16 protein-coding genes and 1 pseudogene are annotated in these 22,219 nt (G+C 59.4%); 7 read left to right on the top strand and 10 right to left on the bottom strand.

The window, feature by feature from the left end:
- A partial coding sequence (locus DFS28_RS17340) for a filamentous hemagglutinin N-terminal domain-containing protein (RefSeq protein ID WP_132834358.1) occupies positions 1-894 on the bottom strand: 894 nt, incomplete at its 3' end.
- Positions 895-1,277: 383 nt separating this feature from the next.
- On the opposite strand from DFS28_RS17340, the gene DFS28_RS17345 reads away from it, so the two are divergent.
- Positions 1,278-1,556: a hypothetical protein gene (locus DFS28_RS17345; protein WP_111450774.1), complete on the top strand. Its 279-nt coding sequence runs from the start codon at positions 1,278-1,280 to the stop codon at positions 1,554-1,556.
- Positions 1,557-1,627: 71 nt separating this feature from the next.
- Here the strand turns inward: DFS28_RS17345 and DFS28_RS17350 are convergent, their stop codons facing one another.
- Positions 1,628-2,974 (bottom strand): DEAD/DEAH box helicase, encoded by a 1,347-nt coding sequence (locus tag DFS28_RS17350; protein ID WP_008153197.1) that lies wholly within the window; start codon positions 2,972-2,974, stop codon positions 1,628-1,630.
- Positions 2,975-3,167: 193 nt separating this feature from the next.
- Between DFS28_RS17350 and DFS28_RS17355 the strand changes: the two genes are divergently transcribed.
- Positions 3,168-4,466, top strand: coding sequence for a mechanosensitive ion channel family protein (locus DFS28_RS17355; protein ID WP_111450775.1), 1,299 nt, complete (start codon positions 3,168-3,170; stop codon positions 4,464-4,466).
- Between the two features lie 115 nt (positions 4,467-4,581).
- Here the strand turns inward: DFS28_RS17355 and DFS28_RS17360 are convergent, their stop codons facing one another.
- The 4 genes from DFS28_RS17360 to DFS28_RS17380 form a co-directional block, all read right to left on the bottom strand.
- On the bottom strand, positions 4,582-5,082 hold the full coding sequence (locus DFS28_RS17360) for a MepB family protein (RefSeq protein ID WP_111450776.1): 501 nt from the start codon (positions 5,080-5,082) through the stop codon (positions 4,582-4,584).
- Positions 5,079-5,957 carry a carboxylate/amino acid/amine transporter gene (locus DFS28_RS17365; protein ID WP_111450777.1) on the bottom strand — a complete coding sequence of 293 codons (879 nt, stop codon included), beginning with the start codon at positions 5,955-5,957 and terminating at the stop codon, positions 5,079-5,081. Before DFS28_RS17365 ends, DFS28_RS17360 begins: the two co-directional genes overlap by 4 nt.
- A gap of 343 nt (positions 5,958-6,300) precedes the next feature.
- A complete protein-coding gene (locus DFS28_RS17370; RefSeq protein ID WP_111450778.1) occupies positions 6,301-6,900 on the bottom strand; it encodes an FMN-dependent NADH-azoreductase in 600 nt (199 codons plus the stop codon).
- A 229-nt stretch (positions 6,901-7,129) separates the two neighbouring features.
- Positions 7,130-7,459, bottom strand: coding sequence for a 3-phosphoglycerate kinase (locus DFS28_RS17380; RefSeq protein WP_111450779.1), 330 nt, complete (start codon positions 7,457-7,459; stop codon positions 7,130-7,132).
- A 49-nt stretch (positions 7,460-7,508) separates the two neighbouring features.
- On the opposite strand from DFS28_RS17380, the gene DFS28_RS17385 reads away from it, so the two are divergent.
- From DFS28_RS17385 to DFS28_RS17400, 4 genes and pseudogenes are all read left to right on the top strand, one after another.
- On the top strand, positions 7,509-8,432 hold the full coding sequence (locus DFS28_RS17385; protein ID WP_074874335.1) for a LysR family transcriptional regulator: 924 nt from the start codon (positions 7,509-7,511) through the stop codon (positions 8,430-8,432).
- A 14-nt stretch (positions 8,433-8,446) separates the two neighbouring features.
- A pseudogene (locus DFS28_RS17390) lies at positions 8,447-9,252 on the top strand (alpha/beta fold hydrolase).
- 3 nt (positions 9,253-9,255) lie between these two features.
- Positions 9,256-9,813 carry a peptidylprolyl isomerase A gene (locus tag DFS28_RS17395; protein ID WP_008153188.1) on the top strand — a complete coding sequence of 186 codons (558 nt, stop codon included), beginning with the start codon at positions 9,256-9,258 and terminating at the stop codon, positions 9,811-9,813.
- A gap of 82 nt (positions 9,814-9,895) precedes the next feature.
- Entirely contained in the window at positions 9,896-11,728 is a 1,833-nt protein-coding gene (locus DFS28_RS17400) for an ABC transporter ATP-binding protein (RefSeq protein ID WP_111450781.1), read from the top strand.
- Positions 11,729-11,846: 118 nt separating this feature from the next.
- Here DFS28_RS17400 and DFS28_RS17405 read toward each other — a convergent pair whose 3' ends face one another.
- Entirely contained in the window at positions 11,847-12,971 is a 1,125-nt protein-coding gene (locus DFS28_RS17405; RefSeq protein WP_111450782.1) for a GNAT family N-acetyltransferase, read from the bottom strand.
- A 282-nt stretch (positions 12,972-13,253) separates the two neighbouring features.
- Here DFS28_RS17405 and DFS28_RS17410 point away from each other — a divergent pair, with 282 nt between their 5' ends.
- On the top strand, positions 13,254-14,570 hold the full coding sequence (locus DFS28_RS17410) for a putative porin (RefSeq protein ID WP_111450783.1): 1,317 nt from the start codon (positions 13,254-13,256) through the stop codon (positions 14,568-14,570).
- 304 nt (positions 14,571-14,874) lie between these two features.
- On the opposite strand, the gene DFS28_RS17415 is transcribed toward DFS28_RS17410, so the two are convergent.
- The 3 genes from DFS28_RS17415 to aceK form a co-directional block, all read right to left on the bottom strand.
- Positions 14,875-15,996 carry a beta-ketoacyl-ACP synthase III gene (locus DFS28_RS17415; protein WP_111450784.1) on the bottom strand — a complete coding sequence of 374 codons (1,122 nt, stop codon included), beginning with the start codon at positions 15,994-15,996 and terminating at the stop codon, positions 14,875-14,877.
- Positions 15,997-16,306: 310 nt separating this feature from the next.
- A complete protein-coding gene (gene hrpA / locus DFS28_RS17425; protein ID WP_111450785.1) occupies positions 16,307-20,218 on the bottom strand; it encodes an ATP-dependent RNA helicase HrpA in 3,912 nt (1,303 codons plus the stop codon).
- A 270-nt stretch (positions 20,219-20,488) separates the two neighbouring features.
- Positions 20,489-22,207 carry a bifunctional isocitrate dehydrogenase kinase/phosphatase gene (aceK, locus tag DFS28_RS17430; RefSeq protein ID WP_111450786.1) on the bottom strand — a complete coding sequence of 573 codons (1,719 nt, stop codon included), beginning with the start codon at positions 22,205-22,207 and terminating at the stop codon, positions 20,489-20,491.
- Between the last annotated feature and the right edge of the window lie 12 nt (positions 22,208-22,219).

Raw genomic sequence — 22,219 nt, forward strand, 5'->3', positions numbered from 1 at the left:
ATCTCCACCACTAGCCGCCAGGTTGCCGTCGAGCTTCACCCCGACCCCGGCCTCGGTGCCCACCAGTTTGATCGCCCCGGCGTACATGCCGCCCAGGGCCGAAGAGTCGATGGCCAATTGCGGTTTGGCACTGCCGTCATCGGCGCGAGCGGTGGCGTTGAGGGTGTCGGCGTTGACGTCGTTACGACCAGCGACAATCGTCAGGTTCTTCGCCTGAATCTCAGCGTTGATCTTTGCGCTGCGGGTGATGATTTCGAAGCTGTCGACGTTGTTGGCATTCAACCCGGCACCGTCAATAGAGACGCTGCCCTGATCCACCTGAAAACGATCCAGTCGACCGTTGTCCAGCACCGGTTTGCCGGTGGTCAGGGTCACGCGCGGCGTGTTGATGAAGCCGCAACCGTTGCAGCTGATGCCATAGGGGTTGGCGACGATCACTCGCGCCGACTGCCCCGCCACTTCGGTGTAACCGCGCAACTGGCTCGGACTGCCGCCGACCACTTCGTTGAGGATGGTTTGCGCGGCAACCCGGTTGGTCAGGTTGGGGTTGCCGACAATGATCCCGCCCAACTGCGTCGCGCCGGTCTGGTTGGCGACGTTGTTGAGGATCACACCCTGGGTGCCGACGTTGTAATCGTGAAACTGGTTATGCGACAACCCGGTGCCATTCGGCGTGGCGATATTGACGATCGGCACCCCGTTGCCCGCCTGGCCGAGACTGGTGCCCGGCGTGGCTACCACAATCCCGTCAGCCTGCGCCCACATCGGCTGCCAGAACATGACGTTGGCCAACAGGAACGCCAACCCGCGTTTGGGCATGCCCCAGAAGTGATCGCGGGTTTTCAGGTCCGCAGAAGGCTGGCCAGCGAGGAAGGCGTAGTGGCGAACGTCCATGTCAAAAGGTCTCGTTTCGACTCGGTAAGAATGGAATGAGCAATTCACAGACACAGCCTTCCCGACACGGCAAACGCTGGGGGCATTTGCAGAGCGAATACGTCATAAGGGGATAAATACGCGCTTGGGTCAGAAGGTCCAAAGCGTGGCGTAAACGACCATTGCATCAGCGTGCAAATGGTCTGTTCGGTCCCTCGAAACGGCGAAGTGATATCAATGTGATGGCGCGATGTTAAGTTGCCATCATCCTGACGTCAATAAGCCGTTCAGGATGTTTTTGGCGGACGCTCTAACGCGCGGATTTGGGTCCACTGCCTGAACTTTCTGGGTGGAGAAACCCTCCACTCAATAACGCCGTGACATTGATCAATGAGGCCCTGCTCATGAAAACCACCCTGCTCAAACTCACCCTCGCTGCCACCCTCGCCTGCGCCCTTCCCGCTTGGGCCTGCACACCCGAGGAAGCCACCGCCAAGCGCGAACAATTGGCCAAGGAAGTGACCAAGCTCACCGAGCAGAACCCAGCCAAGGCCAAGGAGATCAACGATGAGCTGCAGAAGATGGATCTGGGGACGGCCAGCAAGGATCTGCCGGACAAGTGCCAGTTGATCGATCAGCGATTGAAGGAGCTGGATTCCGCAGAGAAGAAAACCGAGGGTTGATCCGGCTCAGGAATCCCAGGCATACAAAAACCGGACATAAGTCCGGTTTTATTATGGGTCGATAGAACTGCTTATTCAGCAGCCGGCGCTTCCGGCTTGCGGCGCTTGAGCGGCGCCATGCCGTCCTTGCTGACCAGCGACAGGGCGTCGGTCTTCGGACGGTTGGCGATTTTGCGTTTGGTCGGAGCCTTGGCGCCGGTTTTCTTCTTGTCGCCTTTGGCGTCGACTTTTTTCTTCTTCACGCCAACGGCTTTGCCCGAGGCCTTGACCTTTTTCGGTCCGCCGTAGGTGCCTTTGACTTCCTTGATGGTGCGGCGCTCGAAGCTCTGCTTGAGGTAGCGCTCGACGCTCGACATCAGGTTCCAGTCGCCGTGGCAGATCAGCGAGATGGCCAGGCCATCGTTGCCGGCGCGACCGGTACGACCAATGCGGTGAACGTATTCGTCGCCGCTGCGCGGCATGTCGAAGTTGATCACCAGGTCCAGGCCTTCCACGTCGAGGCCGCGAGCGGCGACGTCGGTGGCGACGAGGATTTTCACGCCGCCCTGCTTCAGGCGGTCGATGGCCAGCTTGCGATCTTTCTGGTCTTTGTCACCGTGCAGGACAAACGCTTTGTATTCCTGCGCCACCAGGCGGCCGTAGATACGGTCGGCCATGGCCCGGGTGTTGGTGAACACGATGGCCTTCTGGTAGGTCTCGTTGGCCAGCAGCCAGTTCACGATCTGTTCTTTGTGCTGATTGTGGTCGGCAGTGATGATCTGTTGGCGAGTGGTCGCATTCAGATCGCTGACGTTGTTGAGCTGCAAGTGCTCAGGGTTGTTCAGTACCTTGGCGACCATCTCGCGCAGGCCCGAACCGCCGGTGGTGGCGGAGAACAGCATGGTCTGCTGGCGGTTGGTGCACTCTTCCACCAGACGCTGGACGTCTTCGGCAAAGCCCATGTCGAGCATGCGGTCGGCTTCGTCGAGGACCAGTACTTCGACTTCCTTGAGGTCGAGGTTGCCGGCGTTCAGTTGCTCGATCATCCGGCCCGGCGTACCGATCAGGATGTCCGGCACCTTGCGCAGCATGGCGGCCTGGACCTTGAAGTCTTCACCGCCGGTAATCAGGCCGGACTTGATGAAGGTGAACTGAGCGAAACGCTCAACTTCCTTAATGGTCTGCTGGGCCAGCTCGCGGGTCGGCAGCAGGATCAGGGTCTTGATGCTGACGCGGACTTTAGCCGGGCCGATCAGACGGTTGAGGATCGGCAAAACGAATGCAGCGGTTTTGCCGCTGCCGGTTTGCGCTGTCACCCGCAGGTCACGCCCTTGGAGCGCCAGCGGAATAGCCGCTGCTTGCACAGGCGTTGGCTCGACAAATTTAAGCTCGGCCACGGCTTTGAGCAGGCGTTCGTGCAGGGCGAATTGGGAAAACACGGGTGCTACCTCGAAGAAATACAAAAAAACAGCTGCATAGGGTAACGGTTTCGAGCGCTCAGGCCGAGTTTCTTTATACAAACGGCGCTAAACAGTGTTTTCTTTGTTGCGTCTTTTGTCCTCAAACGTCATCCAAAGCGTCTTAAATGCTCTAATCGCCCCGTCGCGTCCTACAGAAGAACCGTTTTTACCCATGGATATCAAACAGCTCTGGCTCAACGTCCAAGACCTTTGGGGTGCCCTCGATCAGCACCCCCTCCTGCATTCCAGCCTGGCTTTGGTGGTATTGCTGGTGGTGGCGCTGGTCCTCGGACGAGTGGCGCGCTTTCTCATTCTGCATGCGACCAAAATGCTCGGTCGCCAGCCGGCATTGCACTGGATCAATGACTTTCGGCATAACAAGGTCTTTCATCGACTGGCGCAGATCACCCCCTCGCTGGTGATCCAGTTCGGCTTGCACCTGGTGCCGGAGTTGGGCAAGACCAGTCTGATCTTCCTGGGTAACGTCGCGCTGGCATTTACCATTCTGTTTTTGCTGTTGGCAGTCAGTGCCCTGCTCAGCGCACTGCTCGACATCTACGCGCGCACCGAACATGCCCGTACCCGCTCGATCAAAGGCTACATACAACTGGCGAAAATGGTCTTGTACGTGTTTGGCGCGATCATCATCGTCGCCACGCTGATCGACCGTTCGCCGCTCTTGCTGCTGTCAGGGCTGGGCGCCATGTCGGCGGTGATTCTGTTGGTCTACAAAGACACCTTGCTGTCGTTCGTCGCCAGCGTGCAGTTGACCAGCAATGACATGCTGCGGGTTGGCGACTGGATCGAGATGCCGCAAGTCGGCGCCGACGGTGACGTGGTCGACATCACGCTGCACACGGTCAAGGTGCAGAATTTCGACAAGACCATCGTTTCGATTCCAACCTGGCGCCTGATGTCCGAGTCGTTCAAAAACTGGCGCGGCATGCAGCAATCCGGTGGACGACGGATCAAGCGCAGCCTGTTCATCGACGCCAGTGGCGTGCGGTTTGTGCGCGACGACGAAGAGGCAAAACTGGCTCAGGTGCATCTGCTGACCGACTACATCAGTCGCAAGCAGGCTGAACTCAAGGCCTGGAACGAAGCCCAGGGTAATGTGGCGGCGATGTCGGCCAACCGTCGGCGGATGACCAATATCGGGACGTTCCGCGCGTATGCACTGGCGTATTTGAAGAGTCACCCGGAGATTCAGCCGAACATGACCTGCATGGTCCGCCAGATGCAAACCACCGCGCAGGGCATTCCCCTCGAGATCTACTGCTTCACTCGCACCACCGCGTGGGCGGATTACGAGCGGATTCAGGGGGATATTTTCGATTACTTGCTGGCGGTGTTGCCGGAGTTTGGCTTGAGCTTGTATCAGCAGCCCAGTGGCGGGGATTTACGGGCCGGGTTGTTACCGGCGGTGTTAGGCGCGAGCCATATCCCTGAACCCGAAAAACACATCATGTGACACCGTAAATCCCTGTGGGAGCGGGCTTGCTCGCGAATACGGTGTGTCATTCAACATTAATGTCGACTGATACGGCCTCTTCGCGAGCAAGCCCGCTCCCACAGGGGGTTAGTGTTTATTTTTTGAAGAGTCGGCGTACCTGAACGGGGTCGGCATGACCGCTTTGGTCCAGCGTGAGGAAATACTTCAGCTGCCATTGCTGCGTCCTGACTGCCTGTTTAGCGACGGGCCTGGACCACGGCGGATACACGCGAATCGCTCGCTTGCCGCCTTCACCATCAATCGACATGACCCCTTTGGCCGCCAATATCTCCCGGTCAAACACAAACTGCCCGCGATGGGTTTCATCAGCAACGCTCACCACCACAAAAGCGACGCCATCGCCGCTATCGAGCGGTGCAATCTCGCTGGTCGGCGTTGGCCGCTTCCACAACGTGACGAACTGACCCATCTTGGTCGGCGTGGTTTTCGCCACTCGGAAGACAATCACCTGGCCATCGAGGCCGAAGCGGCAGGCGCCGTAGTCGGCACTCTCCTCCTCGCGCCGAGCTTCATGCGTTAACGTCATACCTGCGGGCTTGTAGATCTGCTCGATGGCGGCGATCAGGTCTGTCATGACCGTTCCCGCAACGGCTGCGGTTCTCGCCTGACACCCAACCGGCTGATCCACACCGCCATCAAAATCACCGACCCACCCAGGAACAACCGCCCCAGCGCTTCATGCTGATTCCAGATCAGCAGATTGATCAGCAACCCCACCGGCACATGCAGGTTGTTCATCACCGCGAGCGTCCCGCCATTCACCAGGCACGCGCCCTTGTTCCACCAGTACAACCCGAGCGCAGTCGAGACCAGGCCGAGGAACACCAGCACGCCCCATTGCAGAGGCGCTTCGGGCAGGAAGTTCTGTTTGCCGAACAGCAGAAACGCCGGTAGCGCCACCGCCAATGCCCCCAGGTAGAAGTAGCCAAAGCGCCGGTAATGCGGCAAATCGCTCGGGTGGCGCGCCACCAGATGTTTATAAAGCACCTGTCCGGCGGCGTAGGTGAAGTTGGCCAGTTGCAGCAGCAGGAACCCCATGAAGAAATCCGGGTTGATCCGGTCGTAGCGAATCACTGCCGCACCCATCACCGCCACCAGTGCCGCGACCAATGCCCACGGATTGAAGCGCCGGTTCAGCGCGTCTTCGATCAAGGTCACGTGCAGCGGTGTGAGGATGGTGAACAGCAACACCTCCGGCACTGTCAGCACCCGAAAGCTCAGGTACAGGCAGACGTAGGTCACGCCGAACTGCAACGCGCCGATCAGCAGCATGCCGCGCATGAACGCCGGTTCAACCGAACGCCAGCGGGTCAACGGAATGAACACCATCCCCGCCAGCATCACTCGCACCAGCACCGCGAAGTAACTGTCGACATGACCGGCCAGGTACTCGCCGATCAAACTGAAGGAAAACGCCTGAATCAGCGTGACAAAAAGTAGATAGCCCATGCTCACCTCGTTTCGAATGGCGGCGACGATAGCTTTTTTTGCCAGCCATCGCGACCCGTCAGGCAACACAACCCCCTGTGGGAGTGAGCCTGCTCGCGATGACGGCGTTACATTCAACATTGATGTTGGCTGACACACCGCTATCGCGAGCAGGCCCGCTCCCACAGGGGTTGTGTGCTCATTACCAAATCGCAGGCAAAAAAAAGCCCGATCTCGCTAAGCGTTCAATCGGGCTACAGCACTCAGGAGCAACAAGTGCAAAGGGAGGTTCGATGCGCGTAAAGCCATGAAGGGGTTGCGCCAGGTCACTTGAACATCAAGGGATTATCTGGCGATTAAAACCTCAGGCGACGAGGGAAAGCTTGGCGTTGGCCTGGCTCAGGCCTTTTTCCTGGAAGTCACCGCCCAGGTTCATGCCTTCGGCGTGAATGAACGTCACGTCGTGGATCCCGATGAACGCCATGACCTGGCGCAGGTAGGGTTCCTGGTGATCCGCGGTGCTGCCGGCGTAGATTCCGCCGCGGGCAGTCAGTACGTAGGCACGTTTGCCGCTGAGCAAGCCTTGCGGGCCAGTGTCGGTGTACTTGAAGGTCACGCCAGCACGCAGCACATGGTCGAGCCAGGCTTTGAGGGTGCTCGGGATGGCGAAGTTGTACATCGGCGCGGCCATCACCAGTACATCGGCAGCCAGCAATTCGTCAGTCAACTGGTTGGAGCGTTCCAGGGAAACCTGTTCGATGTCGTTGCGCTGCTCGGCAGGTTTCATCCAGCCGCCCAACAGGTTGATATCCAGGTGCGGCACCGGGTTGGCGGCCAGGTCACGAACGGTGATGTGGTCGTTCGGGTGCGCGGTTTGCCACTGGCTGATGAAGGTCTGGGTCAGTTGACGCGAAACCGAGTCTTGCTGACGAGCGCTGCTTTCGATGATCAGAACGCGGGACATGGGATGTAGCCTCCATCTGAGAATGTTGTAAGTCGATGGAGTGAAGGTTAAACAGAGTTAAATCGATGAAAAAGCGCAAATAACTGCTATAAACCATCAATAAATTCGTTTATAAGCAGAGCATGCCCTGTGGGAGCGGGCTTGCTCGCGAAAGCGGTATATCAGTCAACATTGATGTCGACTGACACGACCCCTTCGCGAGCAAGCCCGCTCCCACACGGTTGTAATGTCATTTGGGGGTGCAGGTCAGTTTGATACGCATCTTGATGATGCTTCGGTTGAACTTGGCGGTAGCATTTTTGTGTTTACCGGCGGCGACTTCGATATTGCGGGTACGTGGCGCTTCCGGGCCATTGTTGAAAACTACCTTACAGGCCGCATCGGTGGTGCCGTAGTTGTTCACCTGAATGGAGGCGATGTCGTTATCCGTGTCATACGCGTTGTAGTCGATGCTCATGCCGTTCAGCTGTTTTTCAACGTCGATCGGATAGGCAAACGCCGTCAGCGGCAGCATCGCCAGCAGCACACAACCCGATACCACACCACAAAGCTTTTTCATTCAGCAGTCTCCAATATGGACTGCCAGCTTAGGACAAGAGGAGCTATTCATGAAAGCGCCCCGCGTGACCCTTGATCAATGGCGAACGTTACAGGCCGTGGTCGACCACGGCGGTTTCGCCCAGGCCGCCGAAGCGCTGCACCGCTCGCAATCATCGGTGAGCTACACCGTGGCGCGCATGCAGGACCAACTCGGCGTACCGCTGTTGCGCATCGACGGCCGCAAAGCGGTGCTGACCGAAGCCGGCGGCGTGCTGTTGCGCCGTTCGCGGCAACTGGTGAAACAGGCCAGTCAGCTGGAAGACCTGGCCCATCACATGGAACAGGGCTGGGAAGCAGAAGTGCGGCTGGTGGTCGACGCCGCCTACCCGAGTGCCCGCCTCGTTCGCGCCTTGACCGCGTTCATGCCGCAAAGCCGTGGCTGCCGGGTGCGTCTGCGCGAAGAAGTATTGTCGGGGGTGGAAGAAGTCTTGCTCGAAGGCGTGGCCGATCTGGCCATCAGTGGCTTCAGCATTCCCGGTTACCTGGGCGCGGAATTGAGCGACGTCGAGTTCGTGGCGGTTGCCCATCCCGAACATCCATTGCACCGTCTCAATCGCGAACTGAATTTCCAGGACCTGGAAAGCCAGCTGCAAGTCGTCATCCGCGACTCCGGTCGCCAGCAGCCACGGGACGTCGGCTGGCTCGGCGCGGAACAGCGCTGGACCGTCGGCAGCCTGGCCACCGCGGCAACGTTTGTCAGCAGCGGACTGGGTTTCGCCTGGTTGCCTCGGCACATGATTGAACGGGAAATCAAGGAAGGCCTGCTCAAGCTGCTACCGTTGGACCAGGGTGGCAGCCGCAACCCGAGCTTCTATCTGTACTCGAACAAGGACAAACCCTTGGGTCCGGCCACGCAGATTCTCATCGAACTGCTGCGCACTTTCGACACTGCGCCGCTGGATGCACCTTTCGCCGCCCCTGAACAAGCCTGACAAGGAGTGTATGCATGGCCTATTTCGAACACGAAGGTTGCAACCTGCACTATGAGGAATATGGCCACGGCACGCCGTTGCTGCTGGTTCATGGGCTCGGCTCCAGCACTCTGGACTGGGAAAAGCAGATCCCGGCGTTGTCGGCCCGCTACCGGGTGATCGTCCCGGATGTACGCGGCCACGGCCGCTCCGACAAACCCCGCGAGCGCTACAGCATCGCCGGGTTCAGCGCCGACCTGGTCGCCCTCATTGAACACCTGAACCTGGGCCCCGTTCATTACGTGGGCCTGTCCATGGGTGGCATGATCGGTTTTCAACTGGCCGTGGACCAGCCGCAATTGCTCAAAAGCCTGTGCATCGTCAACAGCGCGCCCGAGGTCAAACTGCGCAGCCGCGACGATTACTGGCAGTGGTTCAAGCGCTGGAGCCTGATGCGTGTCCTCAGTCTCGGCGCCATCGGCACGGCTCTGGGCGGCAAGCTGTTTCCCAAACCGGAACAGGCTGACCTGCGACAAAAAATGGCCGAGCGCTGGGCAAAAAACGACAAACATGCTTATCTCGCCAGCTTCGATGCAATCGTTGGCTGGGGGGTTCAGGAACGACTTTCCAGGGTCTCCTGTCCAACCCTCATCGTCAGCGCCGACCGTGACTACACACCGGTCTCACTGAAAGAGACCTACGTAAAACTGCTGCCCGATGCGCGGCTGGTGGTGATCGCCGATTCGCGCCACGCCACCCCGCTGGATCAACCCGAAATATTCAACCAAACGCTGCTCGAGTTTCTCACCGCAGTCGACACCACCTCACTCAGGATCACTGACCCATGCTGAAAAAAATCGCCCTCGTCGCTGGCTCCGTTCTGTTTGCCGCCAACCTGATGGCCGCAACGCCCGCCAAGGCGCCGCACGTGCTGCTGGAAACCACCAATGGCCAGATCGAAATCGAACTGGACCCGGTCAAGGCGCCGATCAGTACCAAGAACTTCCTTGATTACGTCAACAGCGGCTTCTACAACAACACGATTTTTCACCGTGTGATTCCAGGGTTCATGATCCAGGGCGGTGGTTTCACTCAACAAATGCAGCAGAAAGAAACCAAGGCACCGATCAAGAACGAGTCCAAAAACGGTCTGCATAACGTCCGTGGCACGCTGTCCATGGCCCGCACCTCCAATCCTGATTCGGCCACCAGCCAGTTCTTCGTGAACGTCAAAGACAATGACTTCCTCGACAGCGGTGATGGCTATGCGGTCTTCGGTAAGGTCGTGAAAGGCATGGACGTGGTAGACGTCATCGTCAACTCGCAAACCACCACCCGTGGCGGCATGAAAGATGTGCCAGCCGACCCTGTGTTCATCAAGTCGGCCAAAGTCATCGACTAAGCTACACAGGAAGTCTTGAGCGGCTGCCGGAGTGCGCCGCTCACACTGTTCAAAGGAGAGCCCGTGCGCGGGCGGAGAACCAATGCTTTATCGCCGTTTCGAGAAACTGATCGACATTTTCCGCGAGGCCCCGACGGCCGCGCCGCCGGATCGGGTTCTGCCTTTTTATACCTATTACCTGAAGCAGGTCTGGCCGAGTTTCGCCGTCCTGCTGATCGTCGGTCTGATCGGTGCGCTGATCGAAGTGGCGCTGTTCAGTTACCTGAGCCGCATCATCGACCTGACCCAAGGCACGCCGAACGTCGATTTCTTCAAGGAACATGGCATCGAACTGGCCTGGATGGCGGTGGTAGCCCTGGTGTTCCGGCCGATTTTTGTCGGCTTGCATGACCTGCTGGTGCACCAGACCCTGAGCCCCAGCATGACCAGCCTGATCCGCTGGCAGAACCACAGTTATGTGCTCAAACAGAGCCTGAATTTTTTCCAGAACGACTTCGCCGGGCGCATCGCCCAACGCATCATGCAGACCGGCAACTCGCTGCGCGATTCAGCCGTGCAAGCGGTGGACGCGCTGTGGCACGTGCTGATCTACGCGATCAGTTCGCTGGTGCTGTTCGCCGAAGCCGACTGGCGCCTGATGATCCCGCTGCTGACCTGGATCGTCGCCTTCATCAGTGCCCTTTACTACTTCGTGCCACGGGTCAAGGAACGTTCGGTCGTGTCCTCCGATGCGCGCTCCAAACTCATGGGGCGGATCGTCGACGGCTACACCAACATCACCACCCTGAAGCTGTTCGCCCACACCAACTTCGAGCAGCAATACGCTCGCGAAGCGATCAAGGAACAAACCGAAAAAGCCCAACTGGCCGGCCGGGTGGTCACCAGCATGGACGTGGTCATCACCAGCATGAACGGCTTGCTGATCGTCGGCACCACCGGCCTGGCCCTGTGGCTGTGGACGCAGTCGCTGATCACCGTAGGCGCGATTGCCCTGGCCACCGGCCTGGTGATCCGCATCGTCAACATGTCCGGCTGGATCATGTGGGTGGTCACTGGCATTTTCGAAAACATCGGCATGGTTCAGGACGGTTTGCAGACCATTTCTCAACCGGTCAGCGTCACCGATCGCGAGCAGGCCAAACCGCTGGCGGTCACCCGTGGCGAGGTGCGTTTCGAGCACGTGGATTTCCATTACGGCAAGAAGAGCGGGATCATCGGCGACCTCAACCTGACCATCAAGCCCGGTGAGAAAATCGGCCTGATCGGTCCATCCGGCGCAGGCAAATCAACCCTGGTCAACCTGCTGCTGCGCCTCTATGACGTGCAGGGCGGACGCATTCTCATCGACGGGCAGAACATCGCCGAAGTCGGCCAGGAAAGCCTGCGCGAGCGCATTGGCATGATCACCCAGGACACGTCCCTGCTGCATCGTTCGATCCGCGACAATTTGTTGTACGGCAAACCCAACGCCACCGACGCCGAACTCTGGGAGGCGGTGCACAAGGCCCGCGCCGACGAGTTCATCCCGTTGTTGTCGGACTCCGAAGGTCGCACCGGTTTTGATGCCCACGTCGGTGAGCGTGGGGTGAAACTCTCCGGCGGTCAGCGTCAGCGGATTGCGATTGCTCGCGTGCTGCTCAAGGACGCGCCGATCCTGATCATGGACGAGGCCACCTCGGCGCTGGATTCGGAGGTCGAAGCAGCGATCCAGGAAAGCCTCGAAACCCTGATGCAGGGCAAAACCGTAATTGCCATCGCTCACCGGCTCTCGACCATCGCCCGCATGGACCGGCTGGTGGTGCTGGAAAAAGGCAAGATCGCCGAAACCGGCAGCCACGCCGAACTGCTGGCTCATGGCGGGCTGTATGCGCGGTTGTGGCAGCACCAGACAGGTGGATTTGTCGGCATCGATTGATGATCGTTCCCACGCTCTGGTCTGCGTGGGAATGCCTCAAGGGACGCTCCGCGTCCAGTGACGCGGAGCGTCACGGGCTGCATTCCCACGCAGAGCGTGGGAACGATCTTGCCCCCCTTCAGGCTTGCCGGTAAGGCAAGGCTGTCCTCGCTTCCTCGGCATACGCCAATACACCAGCGCGCTCTTGCTGCAGGAAGTCTTTGACAGCAGCTTTCAGCCCGGGATGACGCAAGTAGTGCCATGAATGAGTGATCACGGGTTCGAACCCGCGAATCAACTTGTGCTCACCCTGGGCACCGGCATCGAAACGCTGGAAGCCATTGGCAATTGCGTAGTCCATGCCCTGGTAGAAACAGGTCTCGAAGTGCAGACGGTCGAACTCCGCCAGACAGCCCCAGTAACGACCGTAAAAACTGTCGCCGCCCACCAGACTGAAGGCCATGGCCACCGGCCGTGAGCCTTGCTTGGCCAATACCACACGAATCGACTCTGGCATGCGCTCGGCCAGCAAACTGAAAAACTCCCGCGTCAGATACGGCGCTTGCCGCCGCACTGCGTAGGTGTTGGCGTAGCAGGCATAGACAAAATCCCACTGCGCCTGATCGAGTTGCCGACCCTCAAGCCATTCGAAATCAATGCCCTGCCCCGCCACTTGCTCGCGTTCCTTGCGCATCTGCTTGCGCTTGCGCGAACTGAGAGCGTCGAGGAAGTCCTGAAAATCCCGATAGCCGCGATTCTGCCAGTGGTACTGACAGCCGATTCGCTGCAACCAGCCCGGCTGCTCGGCCAAGGCTGCGTCAGTGAACGGGTCGGTGAAGTTGATGTGGGCACTGGAGAGTTGTTCGATTTCAAGGTAGCCCGGCAGGCTTTTCAACAGTTCGAAACCGTCCTCAAGCGTGGCCGCCAGCAAACGCGGGCCACTGACCGGACTGAACGGCACAGCCGTCAGCAGCTTGGGGTAGTAATCGATCCCGGCACGCTCACAGGCATCGGCCCAGGCGTGGTCGAACACGTACTCGCCGTAGGAATGCCATTTGCGGTAACTGGGTAGCGCGGCAATCAGGCGATCGCCTTCGATGTGCAACAAATGCTCGGGTTGCCAGCCGGAATGAGGGCCGATGCTGCCGCTGTCTTCCAGCGTGCTGAGAAAGGCGTGGCGCAGAAAGGGCTGATTCTCGGGCACCAGGGCATCCCACGTCTGCGACGCGATTTCGGACAGACTTTCCAGACGTTGCAGCGGCATCAGTTCTTTCCTACTTCTTTGCGTGAAAGCCCGGCGAGTATCGCCCATCGCCAAAAAATCCACACGAGCAATTCGACGACAGCGCTCTAGCTCAATAGTTCTCGATGACTTTGTATCGTCATCGAGACGCCATCACATTGCCACTGCCCTGTCATAAACCATCGCGATACTGGCGCCTGTTTTTAGAGCGCCGGGTTCTAAACCTGGTCACTGTTTTCCGCCCTCAACGGTCGGTTGTGTCCTGGATGGCTCAGTCATCCCATTACATCTTCGGAGATTGATATGCGTCTTGCTTCCACGAAAACTGCGGCGGCCTTGTGTGGCGGGTTGCTGCTGGCCATGAGTGTACCGGCCAGCGCCGCAGTCGACGCCAAACTGCTCGACATGCTCAAGGCAAACGGCTCGATTTCGCCTGCGCAGTACACCGAACTGCAAGCCGAGCTGGCCAGGGATCAGAAAGACCAGCAAATCGCCCGCCAGGCTCAACAAGAGACCAACGAGCAGATCGCGGCGACTGCGAAGAAAACCAATGAACTGAGTACCTTCGACGAGAAACTGGCGTGGGCCGCCAAGACCCAATTCAAGGGTGATGTGCGTTTCCGTCAGGAAAACGTCCACAACGATGGCGTTTCAAACAGCAAAGACCAGGATCGTCAGCGCATTCGTGCCCGCCTGGGTGCCTACAGCGAGATCAACCCTCAGGTCGACACCGGTATTCGTATCGCCACCGGCAACAACGACGACGCTCGCTCCACCAACCAGAGTCTGGACAATTACTTCGACAAGAAGCAGATCTGGCTGGACCAGGGTTACGTCGACTACCACCCGGACGCCATCAAGAACCTGCACATCGTTGGCGGCAAGATGCCGCAGCAATGGGTGAGCATGGGCGACATCATCTGGGATAGCGACATCAGCCCGGAAGGTCTGTCGCTGGCTTACAAATACCCGCTGGGCGCCAGCACCGAGCTGTTCGGTAGCGCCGGCCACTACACCCTCAAGGACAACGTCGACGGCGACGGCGTGCAGTTCAAGCACGACTTGCGTCTGTACGCCGGCCAGTTGGGCGCGCGCTTCGCTATCACCGACAACCTGAAACTGACCCTGGGTGGCAGCGTCTACGGTTACGACAACGACGACGACATCCGCACAGGCGGCACCAGCATTCCAGCCGCACTGGCCATCAACGGCAACAGCCCGAACGAGCAATTCAAACTGTACGAAGGCTTCGGCCAGCTCGACATCGGTGGCCTGCCTATGCCGCTCTCGCTGTACGGTCAGTACGTGAACAACAAGGACGCCAGCAACGATCAGGACTCTGCCTGGTTGGCCGGTGTAAAGACCAAGTTCTACGGCTTCGCAGTGGACTACAACTACCGCGACGTACAGCGTAACGCGGTGGTCGGCGCCTTCACCGACTCCGACTTCGCCAACGGTTTCACCGGTTCGCGTGGCAGCAAGTTGAAAGTGAGTTACGAGTTGGACAAGAACTTCAACCTCGGCGCGACGTACTTCATGGCTAACTCTGACTACACTAACGCCAACCTGAAAGACTCCGACATCAACACCCTGCAACTGGATGCCGAAGCGAAGTTCTGATTCCCCGCTACACGACTCGGGCAAGGAAGCCCGAGGCGCTTTTACAAACTCGCGTTGTGGTATCGGTCCCCATCATCCGTCCGATACTGCAGCGCGAGTTTTTTTTGCCCCCACCTTTGGCGACACCTTGTGGCGAGGGGATTTATCCCCGTTCGGCTGCGAAGCAGTCGTAAAACCATCCGATGCGGTCTATCTGGCAAATTGCGGTTGCCTGTTGTGGGACCGCTTCGCAGTCCAACGGGGATAAATCCCCTCGCCACAAGGTAATCTCACTTGGCAGAAATGCCCCTCATCACAATAGCGATCAGCGCTTGCGCAGAATCACGCTACCAATCGAGTAACCAGCGCCGAACGAGCTGAGCACGGCCAGCGAACCGGCGGCCAGATCGTCCTGGTTCTTGTGAAACGCAATCACGGAACCGGCGGAGCTGGTGTTGGCGTAGGTGTCGAGAATCACCGGGGCTTCTTCTTCGGTGGCTTCGCGGCCCAGCAGCTTCTTGACGATCAGGTGGTTCATGCTGAGGTTGGCCTGGTGCAGCCAGAAGCGTTTCACGTCGCCGATGTTGAGCGTGTTCTCTTCCAGGTGCGTAGCGATCAGCTCGGCGACCATCGGGCAGACATCGCGGAACACCTTGCGGCCTTCCTGCACGAACAGTTTGTCCTTGGCGCCGATGCCCTCTTCCGCCGCGCGGTTGAGGAAGCCAAAGTTGTTGCGGATGTTGTTGGAAAACTTGGTCAGCAGCTTGGTGCTGACGATGTCGAACTGGTACTTGGACGTTGCCAGGTCAGCACGTTCAATGATCACCGCAGTCGCGGCGTCGCCGAAGATGAAGTGGCTGTCACGGTCGCGGAAGTTCAGGTGACCGGTGCAGACTTCCGGGTTGACCATCAGGATCGCCCGGGCCTGGCCCAGTTGCACGCTGTTGGCCGCAGCCTGAATGCCGAAGGTCGCCGAGGAGCAGGCAACGTTCATGTCGAAACCGAAACCCTGGATGCCCAAGGCTTCCTGGACTTCGATGGCGATGGCCGGATAGGCCCGTTGCAGGTTGGAGCAGGCGACGATCACGCCATCGATGTCCGCGGCGGTCTTGCCGGCACGCTGCAAGGCTTGCTCGGCGGCGCCGATGGCCATTTGGCAAAGCACGGACCACTCGTCATTCGAGCGTTCCGGCAGGCGTGGCGCCATGCGTTGCGGGTCGAGGATGCCTTCCTTGTCCATGACAAAGCGGCTTTTGATGCCAGACGCCCTTTCGATAAACGCCACGCTGGATTCGGTCAACGCTTCGATTTCGCCGCGCGCGATAGCGTCGGCGTTGTCGGCGTTGAATTGCGCGACGTAGGCGTTGAAAGACTGCACCAGCTCTTCGTTGGAGATGCTGTTGGCCGGGGTGTACAGGCCGGTGCCGCTGATGACGACGTTATGCATGGTCGTTTCTCTAATCTGTTCAGGCAGAAAGTGTTGGCACCGACGTACCAACACACAAAGGATCTGCTCCCGTCAGGGGGAGCAAACCTGGCATCGCTTTATTCCGATCCGCCCAGACCTGTGAAGGCTCAAAACCGCGGGGCCGGCGTTTATAGGCGCGAAGTTTGCCATAAACAATGGGTTTTGGCGCCTTTTGCGAGAGTAACGCGTACCTAATGTGGGAGCGGGCTTGCTCGCGAAAGCGGTGTATCAGTCAACATTGATGTTGAAGCTGATGGCCCCTTCGCGAGCAAGCCCGCTCCCACAGGGTTTACGGTTCGACCTGGGTCCATTGCTTGTTCAGGCGCTTGTCGGAGATCGGCACCTTCGTCCCCAATTGTTGGGCAAACAGGGAAACCCGATATTCCTCCAGCCACCAGCGATAGAGTTCCAGCTGCGGATCGCGTTTGCCTTCCTGGGCATGTTTGTTGGCGCGGGTTTGATATTGCGTCCACAGACCAGACAACTCGCCGCTCCAGACCCGGTCCCTCTGCACCTGAGCGCCGATTTTCTCGAAGCGCTGCTCGACCGCTTTCAGATACCGCGGCAACTCCTTGAGCCACTGCATCGGGGTTTCCCGGACGAAGCCCGGATACACCAGATGACTGAGTTGCTGTTTGATGTCGTTCAGGGCCACGGCTTGCGCCAGGTCGATCTTGCCCTTGAAGCGTTTTTGCAGGCCGTGCCAGAGCTTGAGAATCTCCAGCGTCAGCTTGGCCAAGCGCTCGGCATGCTCGGTCCAGCCGCCGCGCTTGCGTTCAGCCAGTGAAGCCAACCCGGCGCCATCCCGTGGCAGCGGGTCTTCGCCGTCGAGAATGCAGCTGTCGAGGCTGGCCAGCAGAATGTCTTCGACCAGACTGTCGACGCGCCCCATGTCGCGGTACATCAAGCCCAATTCGGTCAGCCCCGGCAACTTGCTGCGCAGGAACTTCGCCGGTTCAGCCAACTGCTGCATCAGCAAACGCTGCAAGGCGCGGCGATGTTGAAACTCGGCTTCGGCCGGCGTCGAGAAACGTCCTTCCTTGACCGTGCCACTCTCTTCCACCAGCGCCGGATACACCGTCATCGATAACCCGGCGATCTTCTGCTGGGTTTTCTCGGCGACGGCGGCAAACACTTTCGGCTCCACCGGTTGCTGGTTTTTCGCGGTTTGCGGCACAGCCAATGCAGCCTGACTGGCTTCGGCAAAGCGTGCGGTCAGTTCCGCCAGATCGCGCCCTTCACCGAGGAACTTGCCTTGGCCGTCGACGATTTCCAGGTTCATCCGCAAATGACTGTCGACCTGCTGCGACGCTTCGGCCCAGGCTTCATCACTGACCCGCGCACCGGTCATGCGCAACAGTTCACGACCCAGCGCTTGAGGCAACGAGCCCTCGGCAAAAGTCATGCGCTGCAATGCGGCTTTGACGAAGTCCGGCACCGGTACGAAATTCTTGCGCAGGGCTTTGGGCAGGTTGCGCACCAGCGCGATGCACTTGGCCTCGATTACGCCCGGCACCAGCCATTCCAGGCGCTCAGGCGGCAGCATCGGCAACAACGGCGCCGGCACGCGCAGGGTTACGCCGTCGCGTGGATGGTTCGGTTCGAAGTGGTAACTGAGCGCCAACTCCAGATCACCGATGTGCAAGGTGTCCGGGTAATGCAAAGCGGTGACTTCACTCGCCTCGCGGGCCAGCACGTCTTCTTCGCGCATGATCAGCAGCTGCGGGTCTTTCTGACTGTTGACCCGATACCAGCTGTCGAAGGTCGCAGTCTGGTGGATCTCCGCCAGCAGTCGTGCATCGTAGAAGGCATACAGGGTTTCTTCGTCGGCCAGAATGTCGCGACGGCGAGCCTTGGCTTCCAGTTCGTCGAGCTGTTCCAGCAACTGCGCATTGGCTGTCAGGCACTTGGCCTTGGACTGAATCTCGCCGCGTACCAGGCCTTCGCGAATGAAGAACTCACGAGACACCACCGGGTCGATCGGCCCGTAGTGCACCGGCCGGCGACCGACCACGATCAGCCCGAACAACGTGATCTGCTCGAACGCCACGACTTGACCTCGCTTCTTCTCCCAATGGGGTTCGAAGTGGTTTTTCTTGATCAGGTGCCCAGCCAGCGGCTCGATCCAGTCGGCGTCGATCTTGGCGACCATGCGCGCATAGAGCTTGGTGGTTTCCACCAGTTCGGCCGCCATCAGCCATTGCGGACGCTTTTTACCGAGACCCGATGACGGGTGAATCCAGAAGCGCCGCTGACGCGCACCGAGGTAATCGCCTTCATCGGTTTTCTGGCCGATCTGGCTGAGGAGCCCCGAGAGCACGGCTTTGTGCAGTTTCGGGTAATCCGCCGGTTCTTTGTTGAGGCTCAACTGCATGTCGCGGCAGATCAGGCTCAACTGCCGATGGGAGTCGCGCCATTCGCGCAGACGCAGGTAATTCAGGAAGTTCTTGCGGCACCAATTGCGCAGCGGGCTGGCGGTCAGGGCCTGACGCTGTTCTTCGAAACCACGCCACAGATTGACCAGCCCGGCGAAATCCGAGTCCACGTCTTTCCATTGCGCGTGAGCCTGATCCGCCGCTTGCTGACGTTCCGGCGGACGCTCGCGCGGGTCCTGAATCGACATGGCGCTGGCGACGATCAGCACTTCCTGCAAGCTGCCGAGTTTCGCCGCTTCCAGCAGCATGCGGCCCATGCGCGGGTCCACCGGCAGCCGCGCCAATTGGCGGCCAAGCGGCGTCAGTTGGCTGTTGCGGTCGACCGCCGAGAGTTCTTGCAGCAGGTTGAAACCGTCGCTGATGGCTTTGCCATCCGGCGGCTCGATAAACGGGAAATCGGTGATCTCGCCGAGGCGCAGATGCAGCATCTGCAAAATCACCGCCGCGAGGTTGGTGCGCAGGATTTCCGGATCGGTAAATTCCGGGCGACCGATGAAATCTTCTTCACCGTATAGACGAATACAAATACCCGGCTCGACCCGCCCGCAGCGACCTTTACGCTGGTTGGCGCTGGCCTGGGAAATGGCTTCGATGGGCAGGCGCTGGACCTTGGCGCGGTAGCTGTAACGGCTGATGCGCGCGGTACCGCTGTCGATCACATAACGAATGCCCGGCACGGTCAGCGAGGTTTCCGCGACGTTGGTCGCCAGGACCACGCGCCGACCTGGGTGCGACTGGAAAATCCGCTGCTGTTCGGCCGGCGACAGCCGTGCATAGAGCGGCAGAATCTCGGTGTGCTTGAGCTGGGCCTTGCGCAGCATGTCCGCCGCGTCGCGAATCTCGCGCTCGCCGGGCAGGAACACCAGCACGTCGCCGGGGCTCTTGCGCTCGCTGCGTTCGAACGCGGCGATTTCGTCGAGGGTGGCGAGGATCGCCTGATCCACCGTCAAGTCGTCCTCGACGCGGTTGCCCTCCTCATCCTGCTCCAGGGTCAGCGGGCGATACCAGGTTTCCACGGGAAAGGTGCGGCCGGAGACTTCAACAATCGGCGCGTCATCGAAGTGCTTGGAGAAACGCTCCAGGTCGATGGTCGCCGAAGTGATGATGACTTTCAGGTCCGGACGACGCGGCAACAGGGTTTTCAGGTAACCGAGCAGGAAGTCGATGTTCAGGCTGCGTTCGTGGGCTTCGTCGACGATGATCGTGTCGTAGCGTTCGAGGTAGCGGTCGTTCTGGGTTTCCGCCAGCAGGATGCCGTCGGTCATCAGTTTGATCAGGGTGTTGGAATCGCTCTGGTCTTCGAACCGCACCTGATAGCCGACCAGCGCCCCCAACGGCGTCGCCAGTTCTTCAGCGACCCGGCTCGCCACGCTGCGGGCGGCGATTCGACGGGGCTGGGTGTGGCCGATCAGGCCATGCTGGCCGCGACCGATTTCCAGGCAGATCTTCGGCAACTGGGTGGTTTTACCCGAACCGGTTTCACCGGCAATGATCAGCACCTGATGCTTGAGCAGCGCTGCTTTGATTTCGTCGCGCTTGGCGGCGATCGGCAGGCTGTCGTCGTAACGAATCACCGGCAGGCTGGCCCGCCGCGCCAACACCTGATCACAGGACGCCTGCGTGCGCGTCACCCACTGGGCCAGCTTGGCCTCGTCAGGTTTTTTGCGCAGCTCAAGCAACTGCCGCCGCAGCCGGTGGCGGTCGGCGAGCATGGCGTGATCGAGGTTTTTCAGCAGTTTGTCGATGGAAGGCGATTCGTCAGTCATCAGGTACGCAATAAGTCGTCTAGTGGCGCAGGGGGTGGATTGTCGCAGATTTGGGGGTGTTTGGCGTGTCAGGGAGGGCCACCCCTCACCCTAACCCTCTCCCCAAAGGGGCGAGGGGACTGACCGAGTTGCTCTTTCGAATGACATCGACCTGAAAGTCCGAGTCGAACTCAGGTTCTGAAAAGCCCCCGATCGGCTCCCTTTCCCCCTCTCCCCCATGGGGCGGTCCGACGTTTCGGGAGGGCTGGGGTGAGGGGTGGTTTTCAGCCGTTACTCGTTATCCAGGCCTTTGCGCCGATACGGGAACACATCAATCACCTTCCCGGCGCGAATCGCTTCCTGAAGGCTTTTCCAGTAATCGGCGTTGTACAGCTCCCCGTGCAACTGATCAAACAACTTGCGCTGCCCGGAATCAGCAAACAAAAACGGCGGAAACTCTTCGGGAAACACATCCAGCGGCCCAATCGAATACCACGGCTCCGACGCCATCTCGTCTTCCGGCGTGCGCGGTTGAGGGATATGCCGGAAGTTGGCCTCGGTCAGGAAGCAGATCTCGTCATAGTCATAAAACACCACCCGCCCGTGACGCGTGACGCCGAAGTTCTTCAGCAGCATGTCGCCGGGAAAGATGTTCGCCGCCGCCAGTTGCTTGATCGCCAGGCCGTAATCTTCCAGCGCCTCGCGGACCTGAGCGTCGTTGGCGTTCTCCAGATACAGGTTCAACGGCGTCATCCGCCGTTCGGTCCAGCAGTGGCGGATCAGCACGGTGTCGTCCTCTACCGACACGGTGGACGCGGCCACCTCGAGCAATTCTTGCAGACAGGCCGGCTCGAACTTGCTCAACGGGAAACGGAAGTCGGAAAACTCCTGGGTGTCGGCCATGCGCCCGACCCGGTCGACACTTTTCACCAAGCGGTACTTCTCGATCACCGTGGCGCGGTCGACGTTTTTCGACGGCGAAAAGCGGTCCTTGATGATTTTGAATACGGTGTTGAAACCCGGCAGGGTAAACACGCTCATCACCATGCCACGCACGCCCGGGGCCATGATGAACTGGTCGTCGGTGTTGGCCAGGTGATTGATCAGCGCCCGGTAGAACTCGGACTTGCCGTGTTTGTAAAAGCCGATCGAGGTGTACAGCTCGGCGATGTGCTTTCCCGGCAAAATGCGCTTGAGGAAACCGATGAACTCCGCCGGTACCGGCACGTCGACCATGAAATACGAACGGGTGAACGAGAAGATGATCGACACGTCCGCTTCATCGGTGATCAGCGCATCGATCTGAATCCCGCGACCTTCGCGGTGCAGCAGCGGAATCACCAGCGGCCATTGTTCGTCCTGGGTGTAGATGCGCCCGACCAGGTACGCGCCTTTGTTGCGGTAAAGCACCGAGGAAAACAGTTCGACGCTCAATTCCGGGTCCTTGCAGACCCAGTCCGGCAGGTTTTCACGTAGTTGTGCTTCGAGGCGGCGCAGGTCGCCGGCCAGGTCGGCGTAATCCTCGCTGAAGCGGTAGTCGGCAAAAATGCTCGCCAGCATCCCGGACAGCTGCCCCTGAGGCTTGTAGGTACGGGTTTGTGCGGCGCGGGCCCGGCGCAGGCTCGGCCGGGTGGTGTGAATGAACATGCAGCCGTCGCTGATCAAGTCGTGGCTGAACAGCCCGCAGAAGATCGAGTTGTACCAGGTTTCGGACAGTTCATCGTCGAAGCGCAGGTCGATCAGCGTGATGTAAGCGCTTTTGACCAGCGGCCAGCAGCTGACATCCAGCGTGTCGGCGTCGAAAGCGATGCGCAGCCGTTCCACCGTTTCGCTGACTTTTTCTTCGTAGAGATTGATCCGCGCGGCCGACGCCGATTGCGTCTCCTGCCACTTGGCCTGCTCGAAGCGAGCCCGGGCGCCGTCGGTGATCTGGCGGAAATGCTCGCGGTAATCGTCAAAGCCATCGAGGATCATTCGGGCGATGTCGGCGGCTGGCCATTGCTGCGGCATAGGTAAAACCTC

This window comes from Pseudomonas sp. 478, from assembly GCF_003254125.1.
GTDB lineage: Bacteria > Pseudomonadota > Gammaproteobacteria > Pseudomonadales > Pseudomonadaceae > Aquipseudomonas.

Excerpts from the sequence above, each read along its gene's own strand:
- DFS28_RS17345 (WP_111450774.1), top strand. The coding sequence starts at position 1,278 with ATGAAAACCACCCTGCTCAAACTCACCCTCGCTGCCACCCTCGCCTGC.
- DFS28_RS17355 (WP_111450775.1), top strand. The coding sequence starts at position 3,168 with ATGGATATCAAACAGCTCTGGCTCAACGTCCAAGACCTTTGGGGTGCC.
- DFS28_RS17360 (WP_111450776.1), bottom strand. The coding sequence starts at position 5,082 with ATGACAGACCTGATCGCCGCCATCGAGCAGATCTACAAGCCCGCAGGT.
- DFS28_RS17365 (WP_111450777.1), bottom strand. The coding sequence starts at position 5,957 with ATGGGCTATCTACTTTTTGTCACGCTGATTCAGGCGTTTTCCTTCAGT.
- DFS28_RS17370 (WP_111450778.1), bottom strand. The coding sequence starts at position 6,900 with ATGTCCCGCGTTCTGATCATCGAAAGCAGCGCTCGTCAGCAAGACTCG.
- DFS28_RS17380 (WP_111450779.1), bottom strand. The coding sequence starts at position 7,459 with ATGAAAAAGCTTTGTGGTGTGGTATCGGGTTGTGTGCTGCTGGCGATG.
- DFS28_RS17385 (WP_074874335.1), top strand. The coding sequence starts at position 7,509 with ATGAAAGCGCCCCGCGTGACCCTTGATCAATGGCGAACGTTACAGGCC.
- DFS28_RS17395 (WP_008153188.1), top strand. The coding sequence starts at position 9,256 with ATGCTGAAAAAAATCGCCCTCGTCGCTGGCTCCGTTCTGTTTGCCGCC.
- DFS28_RS17400 (WP_111450781.1), top strand. The coding sequence starts at position 9,896 with ATGCTTTATCGCCGTTTCGAGAAACTGATCGACATTTTCCGCGAGGCC.
- DFS28_RS17405 (WP_111450782.1), bottom strand. The coding sequence starts at position 12,971 with ATGCCGCTGCAACGTCTGGAAAGTCTGTCCGAAATCGCGTCGCAGACG.
- DFS28_RS17410 (WP_111450783.1), top strand. The coding sequence starts at position 13,254 with ATGCGTCTTGCTTCCACGAAAACTGCGGCGGCCTTGTGTGGCGGGTTG.
- DFS28_RS17415 (WP_111450784.1), bottom strand. The coding sequence starts at position 15,996 with ATGCATAACGTCGTCATCAGCGGCACCGGCCTGTACACCCCGGCCAAC.
- hrpA (WP_111450785.1), bottom strand. The coding sequence starts at position 20,218 with ATGACTGACGAATCGCCTTCCATCGACAAACTGCTGAAAAACCTCGAT.
- aceK (WP_111450786.1), bottom strand. The coding sequence starts at position 22,207 with ATGCCGCAGCAATGGCCAGCCGCCGACATCGCCCGAATGATCCTCGAT.